At 63.1% G+C, this 16420-nt stretch carries 17 protein-coding genes; 5 read left to right on the forward strand and 12 right to left on the reverse strand.

The window, feature by feature from the left end; genetic code table 11:
• The first annotated feature begins 82 nt into the window (after nucleotides 1-82).
• The 5 genes from V5E97_RS29975 (at nucleotide 83) to V5E97_RS29995 (ending at nucleotide 5700) form a co-directional block, all read left to right on the forward strand.
• Nucleotides 83-514 (forward strand): RNA recognition motif domain-containing protein, encoded by a 432-nt coding sequence (locus V5E97_RS29975; protein WP_015246585.1) that lies wholly within the window; start codon nucleotides 83-85, stop codon nucleotides 512-514.
• Between the two features lie 209 nt (nucleotides 515-723).
• A complete protein-coding gene (locus V5E97_RS29980; protein ID WP_406695234.1) occupies nucleotides 724-1728 on the forward strand; it encodes a vWA domain-containing protein in 1005 nt (334 codons plus the stop codon).
• Between the two features lie 484 nt (nucleotides 1729-2212).
• Nucleotides 2213-2827, forward strand: a complete 615-nt coding sequence (locus tag V5E97_RS29985) for a tyrosine-protein phosphatase (protein ID WP_406695235.1) — start codon at nucleotides 2213-2215, stop codon at nucleotides 2825-2827.
• Nucleotides 2817-4430, forward strand: a complete 1614-nt coding sequence (locus V5E97_RS29990; protein ID WP_406695236.1) for a hypothetical protein — start codon at nucleotides 2817-2819, stop codon at nucleotides 4428-4430. The genes V5E97_RS29985 and V5E97_RS29990 overlap by 11 nt, the downstream gene beginning before the upstream one ends.
• A gap of 355 nt (nucleotides 4431-4785) precedes the next feature.
• Nucleotides 4786-5700: a serine/threonine-protein kinase gene (locus tag V5E97_RS29995; protein ID WP_406695237.1), complete on the forward strand. Its 915-nt coding sequence runs from the start codon at nucleotides 4786-4788 to the stop codon at nucleotides 5698-5700.
• A 93-nt stretch (nucleotides 5701-5793) separates the two neighbouring features.
• Here V5E97_RS29995 and prmC read toward each other — a convergent pair whose 3' ends face one another.
• From prmC to V5E97_RS30055, 12 genes are all read right to left on the reverse strand, one after another.
• Nucleotides 5794-6696, reverse strand: a complete 903-nt coding sequence (prmC, locus tag V5E97_RS30000; protein ID WP_406695238.1) for a peptide chain release factor N(5)-glutamine methyltransferase — start codon at nucleotides 6694-6696, stop codon at nucleotides 5794-5796.
• A gap of 42 nt (nucleotides 6697-6738) precedes the next feature.
• Nucleotides 6739-7806 carry a peptide chain release factor 1 gene (prfA, locus tag V5E97_RS30005; protein ID WP_406695239.1) on the reverse strand — a complete coding sequence of 356 codons (1068 nt, stop codon included), beginning with the start codon at nucleotides 7804-7806 and terminating at the stop codon, nucleotides 6739-6741.
• 221 nt (nucleotides 7807-8027) lie between these two features.
• Nucleotides 8028-8279 carry a 50S ribosomal protein L31 gene (gene rpmE / locus V5E97_RS30010; RefSeq protein ID WP_406695240.1) on the reverse strand — a complete coding sequence of 84 codons (252 nt, stop codon included), beginning with the start codon at nucleotides 8277-8279 and terminating at the stop codon, nucleotides 8028-8030.
• A gap of 157 nt (nucleotides 8280-8436) precedes the next feature.
• Complete coding sequence (locus V5E97_RS30015) at nucleotides 8437-9168, reverse strand: TlpA disulfide reductase family protein (protein WP_406695241.1); 732 nt, start codon at nucleotides 9166-9168, stop codon at nucleotides 8437-8439.
• A gap of 237 nt (nucleotides 9169-9405) precedes the next feature.
• Entirely contained in the window at nucleotides 9406-10017 is a 612-nt protein-coding gene (locus V5E97_RS30020) for a thioredoxin family protein (RefSeq protein WP_406695242.1), read from the reverse strand.
• A gap of 308 nt (nucleotides 10018-10325) precedes the next feature.
• Nucleotides 10326-11096, reverse strand: a complete 771-nt coding sequence (locus tag V5E97_RS30025) for a ThuA domain-containing protein (RefSeq protein WP_406695243.1) — start codon at nucleotides 11094-11096, stop codon at nucleotides 10326-10328.
• A 194-nt stretch (nucleotides 11097-11290) separates the two neighbouring features.
• Complete coding sequence (locus V5E97_RS30030) at nucleotides 11291-11701, reverse strand: cytidine deaminase (protein ID WP_406695244.1); 411 nt, start codon at nucleotides 11699-11701, stop codon at nucleotides 11291-11293.
• A gap of 83 nt (nucleotides 11702-11784) precedes the next feature.
• Entirely contained in the window at nucleotides 11785-12507 is a 723-nt protein-coding gene (locus tag V5E97_RS30035; protein WP_406695245.1) for a hypothetical protein, read from the reverse strand.
• On the reverse strand, nucleotides 12504-12863 hold the full coding sequence (locus V5E97_RS30040; RefSeq protein ID WP_406695246.1) for a DUF2752 domain-containing protein: 360 nt from the start codon (nucleotides 12861-12863) through the stop codon (nucleotides 12504-12506). The genes V5E97_RS30035 and V5E97_RS30040 overlap by 4 nt, the downstream gene beginning before the upstream one ends.
• Before the next feature lie 371 nt (nucleotides 12864-13234).
• Entirely contained in the window at nucleotides 13235-13900 is a 666-nt protein-coding gene (locus tag V5E97_RS30045) for a lysophospholipid acyltransferase family protein (protein ID WP_406695247.1), read from the reverse strand.
• A 127-nt stretch (nucleotides 13901-14027) separates the two neighbouring features.
• The gene (locus tag V5E97_RS30050) at nucleotides 14028-14642 is read right to left on the reverse strand and encodes a hypothetical protein (RefSeq protein ID WP_406695248.1); all 615 of its coding nucleotides are present in this window, start codon (nucleotides 14640-14642) and stop codon (nucleotides 14028-14030) included.
• Between the two features lie 261 nt (nucleotides 14643-14903).
• Nucleotides 14904-16400 carry a DUF1501 domain-containing protein gene (locus V5E97_RS30055; RefSeq protein ID WP_406695249.1) on the reverse strand — a complete coding sequence of 499 codons (1497 nt, stop codon included), beginning with the start codon at nucleotides 16398-16400 and terminating at the stop codon, nucleotides 14904-14906.
• Nucleotides 16401-16420: the final 20 nt, after the last annotated feature.

The following is a 16420-nucleotide window of genomic DNA, read 5'->3' on the forward strand; positions in this document are numbered from 1 at the left end:
CAGCCGCTCTCGGCGGGTTCCCTTTAGTTAGCCGTTTCGGGTGCTAGCCTCGCCAGAACGCTCATTTCGCAGAGGTATGACAGTGGCCAAGAAGCTCTACGTCGGCAATCTCACGTACGACACCACGGAAGACAACCTGGTGGAATTGTTCAGCGAGTATGGCGAGGTTCTCTCAGCGCAGATCATCATCGATCGTGACACGAACCGCTCGAAGGGTTTCGGGTTCGTGGAAATGGCCGATGGCGCTGACGAAGCGGCCAACGCCCTGAACGGTCAGGACTTCCGGGGTCGGAACCTGACGGTCAACGAAGCGCGTCCTCGTGAGGATCGCGGCGGTGGTGGTGGCGGTCGCGGCGGCTACGGCGGCGGCGGCAGCGGTGGTGGCGGTGGCCGTGGTGGCTACGGTGGCGGCGGCGGTGGCCGTGGCGGCTACGGTGGCGGCGGCGGCGGTGGTTACGGCGGTGGCGGTGGTGGTGGTTACGGCGGTGGCGGCGGCGGTCGTGGCCGCTATTGATCCGAACTCGAATCTCAGGTTGCGGCGGTTCTGACCCAGCCGATTCGGTCCGCCGCTTCTTCGGGATTCGAGCCGTTTTGATGCCGATGTCTTGACCACTCTACCTCACTTGCGTTTCTTCACAGGCCGGCCGGCTACGGTCGGCCTTCGTCGTTTCCTGGGATCCAGCTTCCCTGAGATGGGGTTCTCCGGTTCAGGGAGTTGCGCTCATGTCTCTGTGGAATGACTTACGCGGCCGTTCTCCGTTAACTGACCCGCGATCGCTGGGCAGCTCACTCCTCTTTCACGTGATCCTCCTCGTCGTGGCGTCGTTGGCGGCCTTGAGCGTTGCGGTTCCCGCTGCGCCCGATCGATCGCCGACCCTTCGCGGAGAACTCGACTCGGTCGACAACCGCGCTTCCAAGGACGGGGGCGGTGGCCCGGGCGAACTCGGTGGCGAAGGTTTGATCGAAGCCCTCCCCGCGGCGAACGGTTTGGCTCCCCAAGGCGAAGGGCTTGACCCCGCGGCCGATGCCTTGCTGGCCGAGATTCTGCCGACGGCCGCGCCGGCCGACGCCGCTCAACGCGCTTTGCCCGGCCCTCAGACTTCGGGCTTGGGGATCGTGCCTGGACCAGGAATCGGTGGTGGTGGCGGTTCGGGAGGGGGGGCAAACGGTGGTGTCGGTCGAGGGGTCGGTCCTGGTACCGAATTCTTCGGCGCCCGCGAACATGCTGGCTCGTTCACTTATGTGATCGACTGCTCGGGAAGCATGGCGACCCGGAACGCACTCGACATTGCCAAACGCGAATTGCTCACGAGCCTGGGGCAGCTTCCGAGCGACGCGAGCTTTGGAGTCGTCTTCTACAACCTTCACGCTACCACTCTTGCGGACTTGCAAGGCCGCCGCGGTTTGATGGCGGCGACCACGGTGAACAAGGGCCGGGTTCGTTCGCAGCTCGACGCGATCGTTCCCGACGGCGGTACCGATCACATGGTCGCCCTGCGGGAGGCGCTCGGACGTCATCCCGAGGTCATCTTCTTCTTGACCGATGCCGATTTGATGACCAATTCGGATGTGGCCGAGATCCTGGCTGAGGCTGGTAAGACTCGGATCCAGGCCATTGAATTCGGGCGGGGGCCGGAAGTGGGAGGCTCGGGACCTCTGAAAAAGCTCGCCACTTCGACGGGAGGTTCCTATCGTTACCTCGACGTCACAAACTTCCCCAGACGGTAGAATTTCTCCTCGCGAGTCATGCACTTAGGGGCGTCAGGCAAAGGGTGCCTGCAAAATCGGCCCAATGGGCGTGTTTTGTGTCATCCGGTCGTGGTTGCAAAACCTTGTTTGTGGATTTGCTATTCCCAAGAGTCATGTGGCCTGGTGAGGGCCGGTCGCTCCACCGGCGCTGGCCTTGCGGCTAAGCGACGTCCTCGCGCCTTGATTCGGGTTGACCCCCCCGAAGTTCTCCCCTACCATCCCGGCGCGGGAGAGGGCCTTCCCCTCTCCTTCTGAATGAGCCTGTTTTGCGACGTTCGGTCGTCGTGGCGCATTTTGGGGCGGCTTTACCGGCTGCTCACTCAATTCGTGCTGCGTTGCCCGTCCAGCGCTGGCGAAGGTTTTTCGATGAAGCCCCCGACCCCGATGAAGGTGGATGGGGGCTGAGCCTTGCCGCGACTCATTCGGATCTGTCCTCCTTTATCCTTGCGCGGAATGCGACCCCATGCGCACTGCGATAGCTCTCACGGCGGCCCTCACGATCCTGGTGGCCGCCATCTGGCTGACGGTCGAGACCAAGCGGAATCGCTTGGTCTGGGATCACTTCGATGTCGTCAAGAGGGGCATCCTCTACCGCAGCGGCCAGCTCAACAGCGACCAGCTTCAAGCCGCCGTCAAGCGATACGGGATCAAGACGGTCGTGAGTTTCCAGCTTCCCGGCGAGGATGTCTATTCCGAGCGTGAAATCGCTCGCCGGATGGGCATCGACTTCATGAACCTGCCGATGCCGGGGGACGGCTCGGGCCAGGAGTTCCAGTTCCGCGAAGTCCTCAAGGCCTGCGACGATCCGGAGCGACGACCGGTTCTGATCCACTGTGCTCGCGGCACCTGCCGCACGGGCGCGGCCACGGCCCTTTATCGGTTCGAGCGTGACGGCTGGACGGTCGAGGATGTGGTGGCCGAGATGAAGCGGCAGACCTACCGGGAAGGTTGGCTGCCGGGCTATGTCTTCGGCATGGTCCGCAACCGACCTGGCCAGGAGATCTTCCAACCGGCCGTGGCGTTGGATCGCAACCTCCGGATTGGTAACGAGAAGAAGGAGACGACCAATGTCCGTTGAACCCGTCGTCGATGTTCCCGCCCAGGATGAGCGGAGCCTTCAGCAACGGCAGGTGACGGCGGTTTGGGCCTGGGCGATCGTGCTGGCGATTGCGGCCGGGTTCATTCTGATCGGGGGGGGCCGCCAGGATCTCGGTCCCATCGAGGCGCGGCTCGGGATTGCGGCCGGGGAGGCTTTCGGCCCATTGGGTCTCGCCTTCGGCGGCTGGGAGCCGAGCCTCTGGCCTGGCGAGGTCATTCCGAGCATCCTCTGGGGGTGGGGCGAAGAGGGGCGGATTACGTCCGCCTCGGTGCGCTGGCCCGCGGCGATCGCGGGGCTGCTGGCGGGCTTGATCCTCACCAAACGCGTGATGGCCACCTTGGGGATGCGGGCCGCCATCCTGACGATGCTTTGCTGGTCCGGTTCCGTCGCGTTGATGGACCGATCGGCGGGAACCGGGCTCGCCCTGATCTCGGGGCTGGCCATTGTGGCGACCATCGACCGGATCCTGGGACGTGGCTCCGATTGGGTGGCCGGGCTCTGGGCTGCGTTGGCCTTCCTCTCGGGTGGCTGGCCTCCGCTCGCCCTGATTGGGCTGGCGACCATCGTACTGGGACGACGGGGGACCGGCCTGAGCGTCGGCCTGCTCGTGCCTCCGATCCTGACGGCCGTAGCCTGGTCGGCCTGGGCCTTGAACGTGATGTCGACCGAGGCCTGGGCCGCTGCGCTGACGCTCCCCTTGACCCAGAAGTCCGCCTGGTTTCTCCCCGTCACGGTTTTTGCCCTAGGGCTCCCGTGGAGCCCGTTCGCGGCCCTGGCGGCGAGTCGGTCGGTCCGTGACGGTTGGTCGGAACCGGGACGTCTCCTCATCATGGGCTGGCTGCAGGTCGCAGCCGCGTCTGTTCTGGCAGGGACCGTCGTGCCGGGCCTGGCCACATCGGCCGGGTTGCCCGCCCTTGCTGGTCTTGCCGTGGTCGCTGCCGCAAGCTGTGACCGGCTCTGGAGCGGAACGGTGTCCGCAGTCACGCGACGACGTGCCTTGGCTCTCTCGGTCACGATCGCCTTGCTCTGGGTCGTGCCGATCGTCGTGGGGGGGATCTACATCGGGAGCGCCGTTTCTTATTATCGGTGGCTCGCGATCTTTTTGATCGGAATGACCGTGCCGGTCGCGGCGCTCTGCTACAAGGCCGTCGACCTGTCCGACCTTCGCCGCGCGCTCGTCATGGTGGCCCTGATCTCCGTCTGCCTCAAGTTTGCCCACATGGGCTGCTATGCGCCTGAATGGAATTACCGCCGGAGCCAAGGTCCTTGGGGGCGAGCCATCGGACAGTGGGTTCCCCCCAAATGGCCCGTCTACACGACTCACGCCTGGTCGCCCGACCTGGCCTTCTCCATCGGTCGACCCGTTCGGCACCTCGCCTCTCCGAAGCTCCTCGCGTTTCAGAAGAACAGGCCCACACATCACGTCCTTCTTCTCGAATCCGAGTTCGAGAACTGGCCGGAGGATGCGCCTGCCTTGGTGAAGGTCGCCTCCTTCCAGGATGAGCACGGTGGCACCCGCGTTCTCGCTCGGACTGCGGGGGAGTTCTCCTGGCGAATGGCCCGGCAAACGCCAGCGAACTAAGGAGTCTGCGAAAGGTTTGCCGACCCGGAGTCGTGTGGGAATTGGCCGCCCCAGCCGGCGCGAATTGTTTGGTCGTCTTTCGGTGAACGAGGTGGGTTCGAGGAGATTCCCGTTTCAGACGGGAATCTCCTCTTTTTTTTTGAGGAAAGCAGAGAATGAAGTCACCGAAGGAGGATTGCGGCGTATGGTTCTGGTGCATGGTACGCTCGGCGTGATATCATGCAGGTGGATTTGTGACGGTGAGCCGCCATTCTCGTCTTGCCGGGAGTCCTGCACAGAATTGAAAATCAAAAGCAGTGAGACCCGAATCGTTCCGTGAGGGGCTAACCTAAAGATCAAGAGAGGGTTCACCACGATGCTTGGTAAATTGAAAGATATGTTCGGATCAAAGAAGCCAAGCGGGGCGACTCAGTCGGGTGGGGCCACGCGTCGATCTCGGGTGAACCTTCAGCGTCGATTCACCCTGGTCGCGTTGACCGGGCAAGGAAGCATGTCCCGCGTCCATCGCGCGGTGGATAATCAGACCGGTCGGGTCGTCTGTTTGAAGATCCAGATTCCCGAGAAGAACGAGGCGGCCGCGGCTCGCTCGGCGAAAGCGACGCGGCCCCCCGAGGGGGAGATCAGCAGCCAGGTGATCCATCCCCACGTGGTCAAGACCTATGACTACGGGCAGTCGACGAAGGGCGAACACTTCCTTGCGATGGAATTCATCGAGGGGGTCAGCCTCAAGTACGTGCGGGAGTCGCACTCGACCAACCTCGGGGAGAAGCTCGAGCTGTTGGCGCAGGCCGCCGAAGGCTTGGCTGCCGTGCATGCACACGGGTTCATCCACCACGACGTGGGCCCGCAGAACTTTCTGGTCGACCGCGATCAGCGGGTGAAGCTCATCGATTTCGGCCTCGCCGTCCCGAATACTCCTCTGTTCAATCGCCCGGGCAACCGGACGGGCACGCTGCAATACATGGCTCCCGAGCTCATTCGGCGGGAGACGACCGACGAGCGTCTGGATATCTTTTCGTTCGGGGCCTTGGCCTTTGAGTTTCTGACCGACCGTCTGCCTTACGACGCCGGCCACAACAACTCCATGGCGATGCTGCTCCAGCGGATCAATAGCGAACCGCTCGACCCAGCGCTTGCCAACCCAAGGCTTCCCTCTGAGCTGACCGATCTGATCCGAAAGCTGATTGCCCGCCGGAAAGCGGATCGCTGGCCGTCGATGGCAAACCTCGCCGAGGCGTTCCGTTCGATCTCCATCGGGGCCGCGGTCTGAGGAACAAGGGGAGGAATCCCGGAGCAACGCGAACCCGGGCGTTGGAATGCCGCCAGGCGGTCATCCAACGACCGGGTTTAATCGCAAACGGAATTACGCCAGGCGCGTGGCTCGCACCACCCGTGGGTGGTTGGCGTGGTCGCGAACCGTTGGCGCCAGGGTGAGTTCAGGCTCAGCGGCGATCAGGTTACGCACGGCCTTTTCCTGATCCGAGCCGATTTCCAGGATCAGGTGCCCGCCTGGTTTCAGCAGGCGGACCGCTTCGGCAATCAAAGGGGCGACGACCCGAAGGCCATCCGCGCCGCCGTCGAGTGCGGTGTGTGGTTCGTAGAGCCGCACCCCCGGCTCGAGGGTCGGGATCACGTCGCTGGGGATATAGGGAGGGTTCGACAGAATCACGTCGAACGGCCCCTCGTCGGCGACCGGCCCGAGGCGGCTTCCCTGGCGGAACTCGATCCGATCCGCGAGACCGAGTTTCTTGGCGTTCGACTCGGCGACCGCGAGTGCTTCGGGACTGAGGTCGATGGCCACGAACCGGGCCGTCTTATGCTGGTGGACACAGGCGAGGGCGAGGCAGCCCGAGCCGGTTCCGACATCGACGGCCCGAGGCGCTTCGAGCGTTTTGGTCAGGTTGAGGAACTCCACGACCACGAACTCAGAGTCGGGGCGGGGAATCAGCACGGCGGGCGAAACAGCCAGCGACAGTGAGTAGAATTCCTTGCGGCCGACCAGGTAGGCCACCGGCATCCCCTCGGCGCGGCGGCGGACGAGGTCGCGGAACTCCCCGCGCGGCTGCTCTCCGACGATTTCTTCGAAATGGGTGTAGAGCTTGACCCGCTCCCAGGTCAGGACCTTGGCGAGCAGGACCTCGGCATCGAGTCGAGGGCTCTCGGCCCCTTTACGTTTCAGGAAGTCGGCGGTCCAGGTCAGGAGCCGTCCGACCGTCCAGCGCTCGTTCGAATCGGGAGGAGGCGCCGGGTCTGGGGCGCCTGCCATGGAACGAGTCCGCGACGCGTCCGTGTCTCTGGGCATCGTGAGTTATACCTCGCCGAGCTGCTCGCGGCGGTCATGGTCGATCAGGGCCGTGGTCAGCGGGGCGAGCTCGCCTTGCATCACACGATCGAGGTTGTGCATGGTCAGGCCGATGCGGTGGTCGGTCACGCGATTCTGGGGAAAGTTGTAGGTCCGGATCCGTTGCGACCGATCTCCCGAGCCGATCAAGGTTCGCCTCGCCTCGGCGCGTTCGGAACGAGCCTTCTCTTCGACCTGGTCGTAGAGACGACTGCGAAGGATTCGCATGGCCTTCGCTTTATTCTTGTGCTGGCTCCGCTCGTCGCGGCAGTTGACGACGATACCGCTCGGCAGGTGCGTGATCCGAACGCCACTCTCGGTCTTGTTCTGGTGTTGCCCGCCCGGTCCCCCCGCGCGCATCACGTCAACTTGCAGGTCTTCAGTCCGGATGACGATTTCCACTTCCTCGGGCTCGGGCAAGATGGCCACGGTCGCGGCCGAGGTGTGGATCCGCCCCTGGGTCTCGGTGACGGGGACCCGCTGCACGCGATGCCCGCCACTCTCGAACTGGAGGTAGCGGTACGCCCCCTCCCCCGTGATGCTGAAGGACACTTCGCGAAAACCACCGAGCTCGGTGGTCACCATCTCCAAGGGTTCGAACGTCCAGTGCATCTGGTCGGCAAACCGCTGATACATCTCCCGGAGGTCGCGGGCAAACAGGGCCGCTTCGTCGCCACCGGCACCCGCGCGGATCTCGACGATCAGGCCGGGGCGGTCAACGCCCGCCTGTTTATCGTAGATCAGGTCGCGCAGGGTTTCCCCTTGCTCGTTATGCCGCGTCCGGAGCGACTGGAGCTCGGCCTCGGCATAGGAGCGCATCTCGAAATCCGGTTCGGCCGCGCAGAGTGACTCGGCCTCAGCGATCTGCTTCCCCAGTTCCAGATAACGGCCGTAGGGGAGAGCCACTTTGGCCAGGGCGCTCCGCTCCTTGGCCATCGCCGTCAGACGCGCAACGTCGGAGGTCAGCGCTGGATCCAGGAGCGCGGCTTCCAACTCAAGGAAACGCAGGTAGTCAGACTGCAGCTTGTCGAACACTCAGGACCTCGCAGAATCAAGCGGCATGGCGGCCGGAAGAAAGGCACGGCGGCGGCCCATTGACGATCCGGTCAAGAGAAGCGGCGAAAGGAAAGGCCTCCCTCCGAAGAGTGGAGAGGCCTCGATTCGCCCCGGCTCAATCAATGACCAACGGCCCGACGAGGCAGCATCTGGAATGAGTGCCGCCCGGCGGGCCGTACCACGAGATTCAAGGCTGGGAACTAGGCCTTGGCAGTTGCCTCGACCGCGGCCGCTTCCTTCTTGGCCTTGCCGTAAGTTCCTTGGAACTTCTTGTTGAACTTGTCGACCCGGCCCGCCGCGTCGACGAACTTCACCGAGCCCGTGTAATACGGGTGGCACTTCGAGCAGACTTCGACCGCGATCTTGGGCTTGGTGCTTCGCGTCTTGAACGTGTTGCCGCAGCCACAGGTCACGTCGCACTCTTGGTAGTTCGGATGAATGCTGTCTTTCATGATTTGATCCAATTCTATTCTGGCTCCACCCCACTTTGGGTGGATTGTCTCACCACTCAAGAAAACCAACCGGGGCTGCCGCCCAGTTCGACCCAGAGATTGTAGCAAACCCGACGTTCGTGGGCGAGGAGGGAACTTTTCCTTTTTTTTCGTTCGCTCACTTCGCGGCGGGCTTGCTCTTTTCGTCTTTCGGAAGCGGCTTACCGTCGAGCAGCGTCATGACATCCTTCTCAACCTGTTCGTAGGTGAATTGGTTGTTGGGGTCGTCCATGGTGTATCGCTTCACCTCCTGACCGTCGGGACCATAGATGAATACGGCCGGGATTGCACCGATGTTCAGTTTTTCGTAGCCAACCCCCTCTTCCTCGTCGAGCAGGTAGTTGGCGAAGACCGCTTTCTTGGCGGCGAGGAACTCGATGGCATCCTTGACCTGCTTGGGCTCGGTCGGGTCGTCGAACGAAAGGGAGGCGACGGCCAGGCCCTTCGCGGCGAACTTTGTGTTCATCTCGACCAGGTGAGGGAAGTTTTCCTTGCACGGAAGGCACCAGGATGCCCAGACATCGACCAAGGTGAACTTGGCGTCCTTGTTGGCCACCCGCTTGAGAAAGCCGTCGAACTTAATCGGTTCGAGTTTGGCATCTCCCTCGGTAATCGCCACCTCGACTTTGGGCGGGGCGTCGGCCTTCTCCGGCTCTTTCGACGAATCCGTGGTTGGGGTTGGCGTGGCGGGCGCAACCGCCGCGGTTTCGGAGGGAGTGCCTGTCGACACCGTCGGCGAATTGGATTCGGGGCCAGGCGTGACGCTGGTGTCGGCCGCCTCACCGCAACCCGCAAGCGCCAGGGCGAGGATCAGGAGAGAGCGGTTAGATGCGTGAAGGATTGAGGTCATGATGTTTCCCTCCTCCAATTCAAGATGGAGATTTTTCGGGGAGTGGGGAGTTCTTCCGCTCTCATCTATCTTGGTGTGGAATCAATCAAGAGCAGAAGGGATTCATGGGGAGTTGGCTGGGGGCGGAGCGTGCGTGGTTCGACGACAAAGCAAGCCGCCGCCGATGGAATGGATCGGCGGCGGCCAGAGATGAGTCGGTCCCCGAGGGGGCCTATGCGAGTGGTGAAGTGATCGAGATCACTTCTGCTTGTAGCCGATGCCGCAGCCGACGGCCCGAGTCTCGGCGATTTCAACCGACTCGCCCTTCAGGACGGAGTCGACCGCGTCGCGGACGTACTTCTTCTCGACCTTCGCCTCTTTCGAGTTGTCGTCGAACGCGCCGGTGTAGCGGATCGTCCGGGTCTTGTCGAGGACGAAGAACTGCGGGGTCTTGGCCGCACCGTAGGCTCGTCCGACTTCCTGGCTGGCGTCGTAGCCGTAGGCGAAGGTGTAGCTCTTGTCCTTAACGCGCTCCTTGATGGCGGGGAGACGGTCGGAGTCCATGTCGTTGACGCAGAGGGCGACGACCTTGACGTTCTTGCCCTTGTAATCATTGGCGAAGTCGATGACACGGTCTTCGTAGGCCGTGACCGCGGGGCAATGGTTGGCCAGGAAGACGACAACGACCACGTCTTCTTTGATGTCGGCGAGGTTCAGGGTGGTGTCTTTATCGCCCAAGACGGCGGGAATGCCTGAGAACGCCGGGGCGGCGTCGCCGGGGGCGACGGCCGAGTTGTACTTGCCGGCGCCCGCGAAGGCCGGGCTAGCTACGAGGGCCAGGGCAGCCAGGCTCAAGAACATCTTGCGCATCGGTGCGAACTCCATCAAAGGGGAAGGATGAACCGAGTCGAGCTCTCGACGTGAAAGACCGCTCACGGTTCCGAGCAATTCCTCTAAAAGGGACCCTAGCCATCCCAAGGGTCCCCTCTTGCCGCCGGGTGTGGTGTGACCGCGGTCCTTTGAGAAAAAACCGAAGGTCCCGCAGTGATAAGAGCGTCGATTGTGGCGGCAGGATCCCAGTTTTCTGAGAAGTGCTCACCCTTTTCGTTCCCGATTATAAGTGGTCGATCGGTCGAGTCAACGGCCTGGGAAGATGCCAACGTACGCAAGAGGCGAAGTCAGGCCCGGTGGCCCGCCCAGAGGACGGCGTTGCCGATCACCTTGCGGATCGAGGGGTGAACCAGGACCGGGAATGCGTCGTGACCGGGCCGGAGGTAGACCACCCGGCCCTTGTCGATCGTCCAGGTGAGCCCGCTCCGCATCGTTTCTCCCTGGTCCCAGGTGGAGACCAGGACGACCGTCTCGGGCACGGGAACCTTGAAGGGTTCGGCAAACATGTCCGTCTTGGCAATGGTGAAGGGATTGATCCCTTGCGCAATCGGATGTTCGGGGGTTTTTATGCTAATGTGCTCGGGGCGACCGTCTTCCCGCCACCGGCCTGGCTCGCACGAGGTGCCCATCAGCTCCCGGAACGGCTTGCTGGCGCAGGCGGCGTGGAGCGCGACGAACCCGAGTTGCCCCGCGGTGACTCGCTTGACGATGGCCGCGACGCGGTCACGGGGGACATCGTCGTGGCGGAGCCGGCCCCACCAGACGAGGACGTCGGTGTTGTCGAGCGTCTTATCATCGAGCCCGGAGCCGGGGTCGCCCAAGCGGGCGCGGATCACGTTCACGCCGTCGCGGCGGCCGAGATACTTCGCCAGCGCACCGTCGATGTCGTCGGGGTAAACGGATTTCTTTGCGGTGCCTTCGCACCAGACGCAGACCCGCAACGGATCTTCTTTCGGGGCGGCTTGGAGCCGAGCCGAAGCTTTCTCACTCAGCAAACCAAGGGCCGACATCCCTGCCCAGGCCGTTCCGCGCACAAACGAACGACGATCGACCTGCATCTCGTGAACTCTCCTTGCAAACGCTTCGCGTCCGGAATAGTCTCGGGCGGGCCATTTCATCGCACGGTAGGCTTAACCTCTTTGGTGAGGCCAAGTCGAGGAAAGAAGAGATTCGGCAGGGTTGTCATGCTAACCTGTTGGCCGCCGTCGATGCAAGAGCGTGCTGTCCCAGCGCTATTGACATTTTGAACGGATCAACGGCCGGTCGCTCCGCGGAGTCGAAACGTCAGCGGAAGTAATTCACCCAGGGTATAGGTGCCGGCGCAATCGACCGCGATCGGGGTCTCGGGACGAGCGAATTCGGCGAGGACCTGGCGACAGGCGCCGCAAGGCATCAACAGGCCTGGTTCGGCGTCGGTGGGGGCGTCGACGCAGGCCAAGGCCAGGGCATCGATGGCCACCTCACCCGCCAGGATGGCGGCGAAGATGGCGGTGCGTTCGGCGCAGATCGTCAAACCGTAAGAGGCGTTCTCGACGTTGGCGCCGGTGAAGATCCGGCCTCCCGCGAGGACGGCCGCCCCCACGTGGAACTTCGAGTAAGGGCAATAGGCCGACCGGCTTGCCAAGCGGGCGGCCTTCAAGAGCTCAGCCATCAAGACGGCCATGACATGCTCGTCTGAAGAACGAATCACGATCCGCGGAGCGCCCCAAGGTTGTCGGGGGCTCCGCGGGTTTTGGGATGACGGACTTACTGACCGCCGAACTTCACGTCCTGGATATCTTCTTCGGGCGAATGCGGGATGAAGTGCCAGGCGATTTCGGTGGCCACGATCTGGAGGAACTTGGTCCGGAACGCCGCTTTGCTCGCTCCCGCGCTTTCGGGGATCGGCCCGCGCACCGGGAAGACGGTGTCCTTGTAGGCGTCGTAGATATTCTGTGATTCTTTGGGCTGGTCGAGGATCGGCTTACCCTTGCTGTTCTTGGGATGAGCCAGCTCGAACGCCTGAATGTGGGTCTTCGAGTTTCCTTCGAGCAGTCCGGGGCTGGTCGGGCTGGAGACCTGGAAGGACTCGATCTCGAGGAAGATGACGATGTCGGCCTCGAAGGCCTTGGCCGCTTCGGTCGGGTCGGTCCAGTCGGGATGCCCTTCGATCCAGGCCCAGGTCTTCTCGATGTCGACGACCTGGATCTTCTTGACCTTCTCGCGGAAGATCTTGCCCATTTCACGAGCGACCTGGCGATCGAGCGACTGGTAGTCGGTCTGCGTCCCGGCGAGTGCGTGGGCGAGGATGACGACCTTTTTCCCCTTGAGCTCAGTTTTGCACGGGGGGGGGATCGTGGGCTCGAACGGCTGAAGGAAATAGAGCACAGTTCGTGGATCACAGCCAGCCAGGGCCATGAGCCCGGCGGTGGCGATCACGAGTGTGGCAGCGGCGCGTCGCGTCCTTGCGTGCGGCCGAGGGGTCTTCATAACACCCTCCCTAAGAACAAGCGAAGTGTCCAGAACAATAGGCTCAAGGCCACGGTGGCCACGACGAGGCCGATGAGGGGCTGTTCCAGTGTTCGGAACCCGAGTGGCCGCCCCGAGGCCGCACAGGCGACCAGCCAGGGAACCAAGGCGATGCAAGCGGGGGCCAAGAGGCTCCCCGCGGGGTTGGCCCGCCAGGACGGGTTGAACCGTCCTCGAACCGACCAAGCAAACGCCGTCGTCATCCCGCAGGTCGGACAGGGGTGGCCAGTGACCACCGAAAACGCGCAGGGGGGGAGGCCGAGTTGAGTGTGCGTGCCGAAGCCTCGAACATCGGGCTCCAGCCAACGCGCGATCATCAAGACCACCGCTAATCCCACCGCTAAAACAACGAGGGCGCATCGGGTTGGCCGTCCCAACCGAGATCGCTCAAGCTGCGAATTCATGGTGGACCGATCGGATGAGATGACGTGATCCGAAGCGTACACACGGGTCGAAAACCGTAACACATGACAGGTCGCGTTAACTTACCGGAGCTCCTGATTTGAGGCAAGAGCAACCGGCCTTTTGCCGAGAGAGCGGGTCGAGCCGGCGTTTGTCGTCACGCTCACCTCGACTCTTTGATGTTAAGACGTCTCATGTTTCGCACACATGCCTTTAGGGGACCAGGGCCTTGATCTCTTGCCCCTTCGGATCGGACCAACGCCAGAATCACTCCTGCCGGGGCGTTTCAGAGATGCTCGACCCAGGCCTCGGCTTCGAGCGTGCAGCGCTGCATTTGTCGCTCAACCTCTTGGCGGCACGCCTCAATCGTTTCGCGGTCGGCGTCGGGCGGGACGTGGACCGCCTCGGGGACCACGCAGGCGGCCGGTTGATAAGGACGAGGGACGGCAAAACGATCCCAGCTCTTTGCCCGCCAAGGGGCACGGAAGGCCATTCCGACTCCCACGATCGGTAGGCCGGTCCGGCTCGCAAGATAGGCCAGCCCTTGGTGGACGTGCCGCCGCGGTCCTTTGGGACCGTCGGGGGTCACGCAGAGGTGCCCACGATCGACCCGGTTCGTCATCTCGCGGAGGGCGCGGGCGCCGCCTCGAGTGGTCGAACCCCGGACGACGCCGAAACCGAGCCGCTTGACTACCTGCGTGATCAACTCGCCGTCGCGGTGGTCACTGATCAGGATCTGCATCTCGGGCCAGGCCCAGTAGTAGGCCGGGAAGAGCATCACCTCGTGGAAGAAGGCATAAATGTAGCGTTGGCCGGTTCGCCTCGCGTATTCAGGGTTGAGCGTCGGGTCGGCGTAACGGAAGTGGAAGGGGCAGGTCCCCACGAGTCGGCGGACCGTCCATGCACCGGTGACGCCGATCGCACGGACCAAGAGCGGATGCTGAATTTTCATCGGCCCTCCCTGGCCAGACAGATCACCCGGAATGGTCGACTCTTCAACGGCCCGATACCTTAGTCGTCCCGGCGATTTGCCGCCAGCGGGAAAGTTCGCGCCGTCCGTTCAACTTCAGGACCTGAGCTCAAGGTCGGTTCCCCGCAACCAGAAACGCAATTGCGGATGCATCGGTCTCGGTTAGACCGGTGAGCTCGCGTCCTGGCCTCGCAATCATGCGGACTTCGATGAGATGATAGGTCGTGGTGATGCGTGGGTCCCGGGCGTGTCGTAAGCCCAACAGGGCCCGCGCGTCTTTCACGGCGCGGTACGCGAACCAATAGCCGATCAGATTCGGGCCCGGTAAAGGGGCGAGCAGCAAGGAGATGGGAGAGATGAGTACGTTGACCCCCAACCAGGGGAGATGGCGTTTTAGACAACGGGTTCGGTAGACGGCCCAGAGAGCCTGAGCCTCCTCGTCCGAGAGCGCAGCCGGGTGATAAATCTCGATCGTCGAGGCCGTGCTCAGGTGAGCGAGCATCGACTCATCGGCCGGCATCCGACTCTGGAGGTAGTCCCAGAACGCGTGGACTTTACCCACAGGCCCGCGATCAGCCTTTGACCATGCCGTTTTGAGGTTCTGCGCCTTGCGCTCGATCCAGCCGCGAAATCCTTGATGGGGTGGACGACGCTTCCGCCCCGGCGGCTTCTCGGTGGAAAAAACGGCCTTCCCTTCGGCTGTCAGATGCAGTTGGATCTTCAAAAGCGTTCCCCCTCATCCGCGCTGCGGGCGGTTCCCGCGAAATCCTGCTCCGGATGGCTCCAGCAGCCCTCCTTACGAGGGCGGGACGGAGGAGGTTCGCCGACCTCAAAATCCTGCCATCTGAGCCCTCCAGGGACTACACTCGCGAATTAGATGCCCAAACCGCTTCCGGTTGGGTTGGGGGCGATTCATTGGCCGCCCTGGAATTGGCTAACAGGGAGCCTGCGCTCCCTGCTTGCCTCAAATCCTCAACGGCTCCGCCTACGCGATAATCTCGCGGATCGGCTGTCCGTAATCGATTTCCAGACGCTTCTGGCCGGGGACTTCGAGTCGCCGCGGGTCGAGTCCCATTTGATGGAGAATGGTGGCGTGGATGTCGGTCACGTAATGGCGGTTTTCCACGGCGTGGAAGCCGAGTTCGTCGGTCGCTCCGTGGGCGATCCCCCCTTTGATGCCGCCGCCGGCCATCCAGACCGAGAATCCGAAGGGGTGGTGGTCGCGACCGTCTCCCCCTTGAGCACCTGGAGTGCGGCCGAACTCGGTGGCCCAGACGACCAGGGTTTCGTCGAGCAGGCCGCGCTGCTTGAGGTCCTTGAGGAGTCCGGCGATCGGCCGGTCCACCTGACCACAGAGCTTGGAGTGGCCGGCCTTGAGACCGCCGTGTGCATCCCAGGCCCCTGCCCCGCCGTTGTTGCCATGGAAGATCTGAACGAAGCGGACACCACGTTCGACCAGCCGGCGCGCCGAGAGGCATTGCTCGCCAAAAGTCTTGGTCTCCGGCCGATCGAGCCCGTAGAGCGATTGAATCGCGTTTCGCTCGTTCGAAAACTGAAGGACTTCGGGCACGGCCGCCTGCATCCGGAACGCCAGCTCGTACGACTTGATGCGAGCGCGGAGCGCGGGGTCGTCGGGATACTGAATCGACGAGAGCCGGTTCAAACGGCCGAGGAGCTCAAACTCGCGTTCCTGCTCTTCGCGGTAGACCTCGGGGCCGGGCGTGGCGAACGGCAGCGGGCTTTTGGGATCGACCGAGAACTGCACCCCGTCATGTTCGGGGCCGAGGTAGTGGGCCCCGTGGCCTGCCTGGCCTCCGCAGCAGTCGGCGATCGGGGTACCGAGGACGACGAACTGCGGCAGGTCTTCGTTGAGTGAGCCGAGACCATAGTGGACCCAGGATCCGATCGTCGGAAACGGCCCTTCCAGCGCGTGGCGGCCCGTATGGAATTGGAGTTGGGCGCCGTGGTTATTGTCGGTGGTCCACATCGAGCGGACCAGGGCGATGTCGTCCGCGCAATCACCGAGGTTGGGCCACCAGTCACTGATCTCGAGTCCGCTCTCGCCTCGTTTGCGCGATCCGACCTGGAGCGGATAGAGGATCTGCCGGATGTGACCATTGGCGTCGTCGGGGACGACGATCCGCACGTTGCCTGCGAGCGGGTTCTTGAGAGCGTCGGCATAAGGCGATTCGGCGATCGTCTTGCCCGCGTAGCGATTCAGGGCCGGCTTGGGGTCGAAGCTCTCCATGTGGCTCGTTCCGCCGATCATGAAGAGCCAGATCACGCTCTTGGCCTTGGGGGCGAAGTGCGGCTTGCCGTCGGGGGGGAGCCACTCCTCCGCACCCGCCCCCCGCGCAATCTTGTCGCGGTGGAGCATGGCGCCGAGGACCATTCCGGTGAAGCCCATGCCGACGTCGGCAAGGAACGTGCGGCGCGGGACTCGGCCGCAACTATGGTCAGTCGTGTGTGTCTTCGAGTCCATGGCGAATCCTCCACGATCCG

The sequence above is a fragment of the Singulisphaera photorubra genome (assembly GCF_045290345.1).
Classification (GTDB): domain Bacteria; phylum Planctomycetota; class Planctomycetia; order Isosphaerales; family Isosphaeraceae; genus Singulisphaera.

Bases quoted from the DNA above. Each gene is read 5' to 3' on its own strand.
- V5E97_RS29980 (WP_406695234.1), top strand. From the start codon at position 724: ATGTCTCTGTGGAATGACTTACGCGGCCGTTCTCCGTTAACTGACCCG.
- V5E97_RS29985 (WP_406695235.1), top strand. From the start codon at position 2,213: ATGCGCACTGCGATAGCTCTCACGGCGGCCCTCACGATCCTGGTGGCC.
- V5E97_RS29990 (WP_406695236.1), top strand. From the start codon at position 2,817: ATGTCCGTTGAACCCGTCGTCGATGTTCCCGCCCAGGATGAGCGGAGC.
- V5E97_RS29995 (WP_406695237.1), top strand. From the start codon at position 4,786: ATGCTTGGTAAATTGAAAGATATGTTCGGATCAAAGAAGCCAAGCGGG.
- prmC (WP_406695238.1), bottom strand. From the start codon at position 6,696: ATGGCAGGCGCCCCAGACCCGGCGCCTCCTCCCGATTCGAACGAGCGC.
- rpmE (WP_406695240.1), bottom strand. From the start codon at position 8,279: ATGAAAGACAGCATTCATCCGAACTACCAAGAGTGCGACGTGACCTGT.
- V5E97_RS30015 (WP_406695241.1), bottom strand. From the start codon at position 9,168: ATGACCTCAATCCTTCACGCATCTAACCGCTCTCTCCTGATCCTCGCC.
- V5E97_RS30020 (WP_406695242.1), bottom strand. From the start codon at position 10,017: ATGCGCAAGATGTTCTTGAGCCTGGCTGCCCTGGCCCTCGTAGCTAGC.
- V5E97_RS30025 (WP_406695243.1), bottom strand. From the start codon at position 11,096: ATGCAGGTCGATCGTCGTTCGTTTGTGCGCGGAACGGCCTGGGCAGGG.
- V5E97_RS30030 (WP_406695244.1), bottom strand. From the start codon at position 11,701: ATGGCCGTCTTGATGGCTGAGCTCTTGAAGGCCGCCCGCTTGGCAAGC.
- V5E97_RS30035 (WP_406695245.1), bottom strand. From the start codon at position 12,507: ATGAAGACCCCTCGGCCGCACGCAAGGACGCGACGCGCCGCTGCCACA.
- V5E97_RS30040 (WP_406695246.1), bottom strand. From the start codon at position 12,863: ATGATCGCGCGTTGGCTGGAGCCCGATGTTCGAGGCTTCGGCACGCAC.
- V5E97_RS30045 (WP_406695247.1), bottom strand. From the start codon at position 13,900: ATGAAAATTCAGCATCCGCTCTTGGTCCGTGCGATCGGCGTCACCGGT.
- V5E97_RS30055 (WP_406695249.1), bottom strand. From the start codon at position 16,400: ATGGACTCGAAGACACACACGACTGACCATAGTTGCGGCCGAGTCCCG.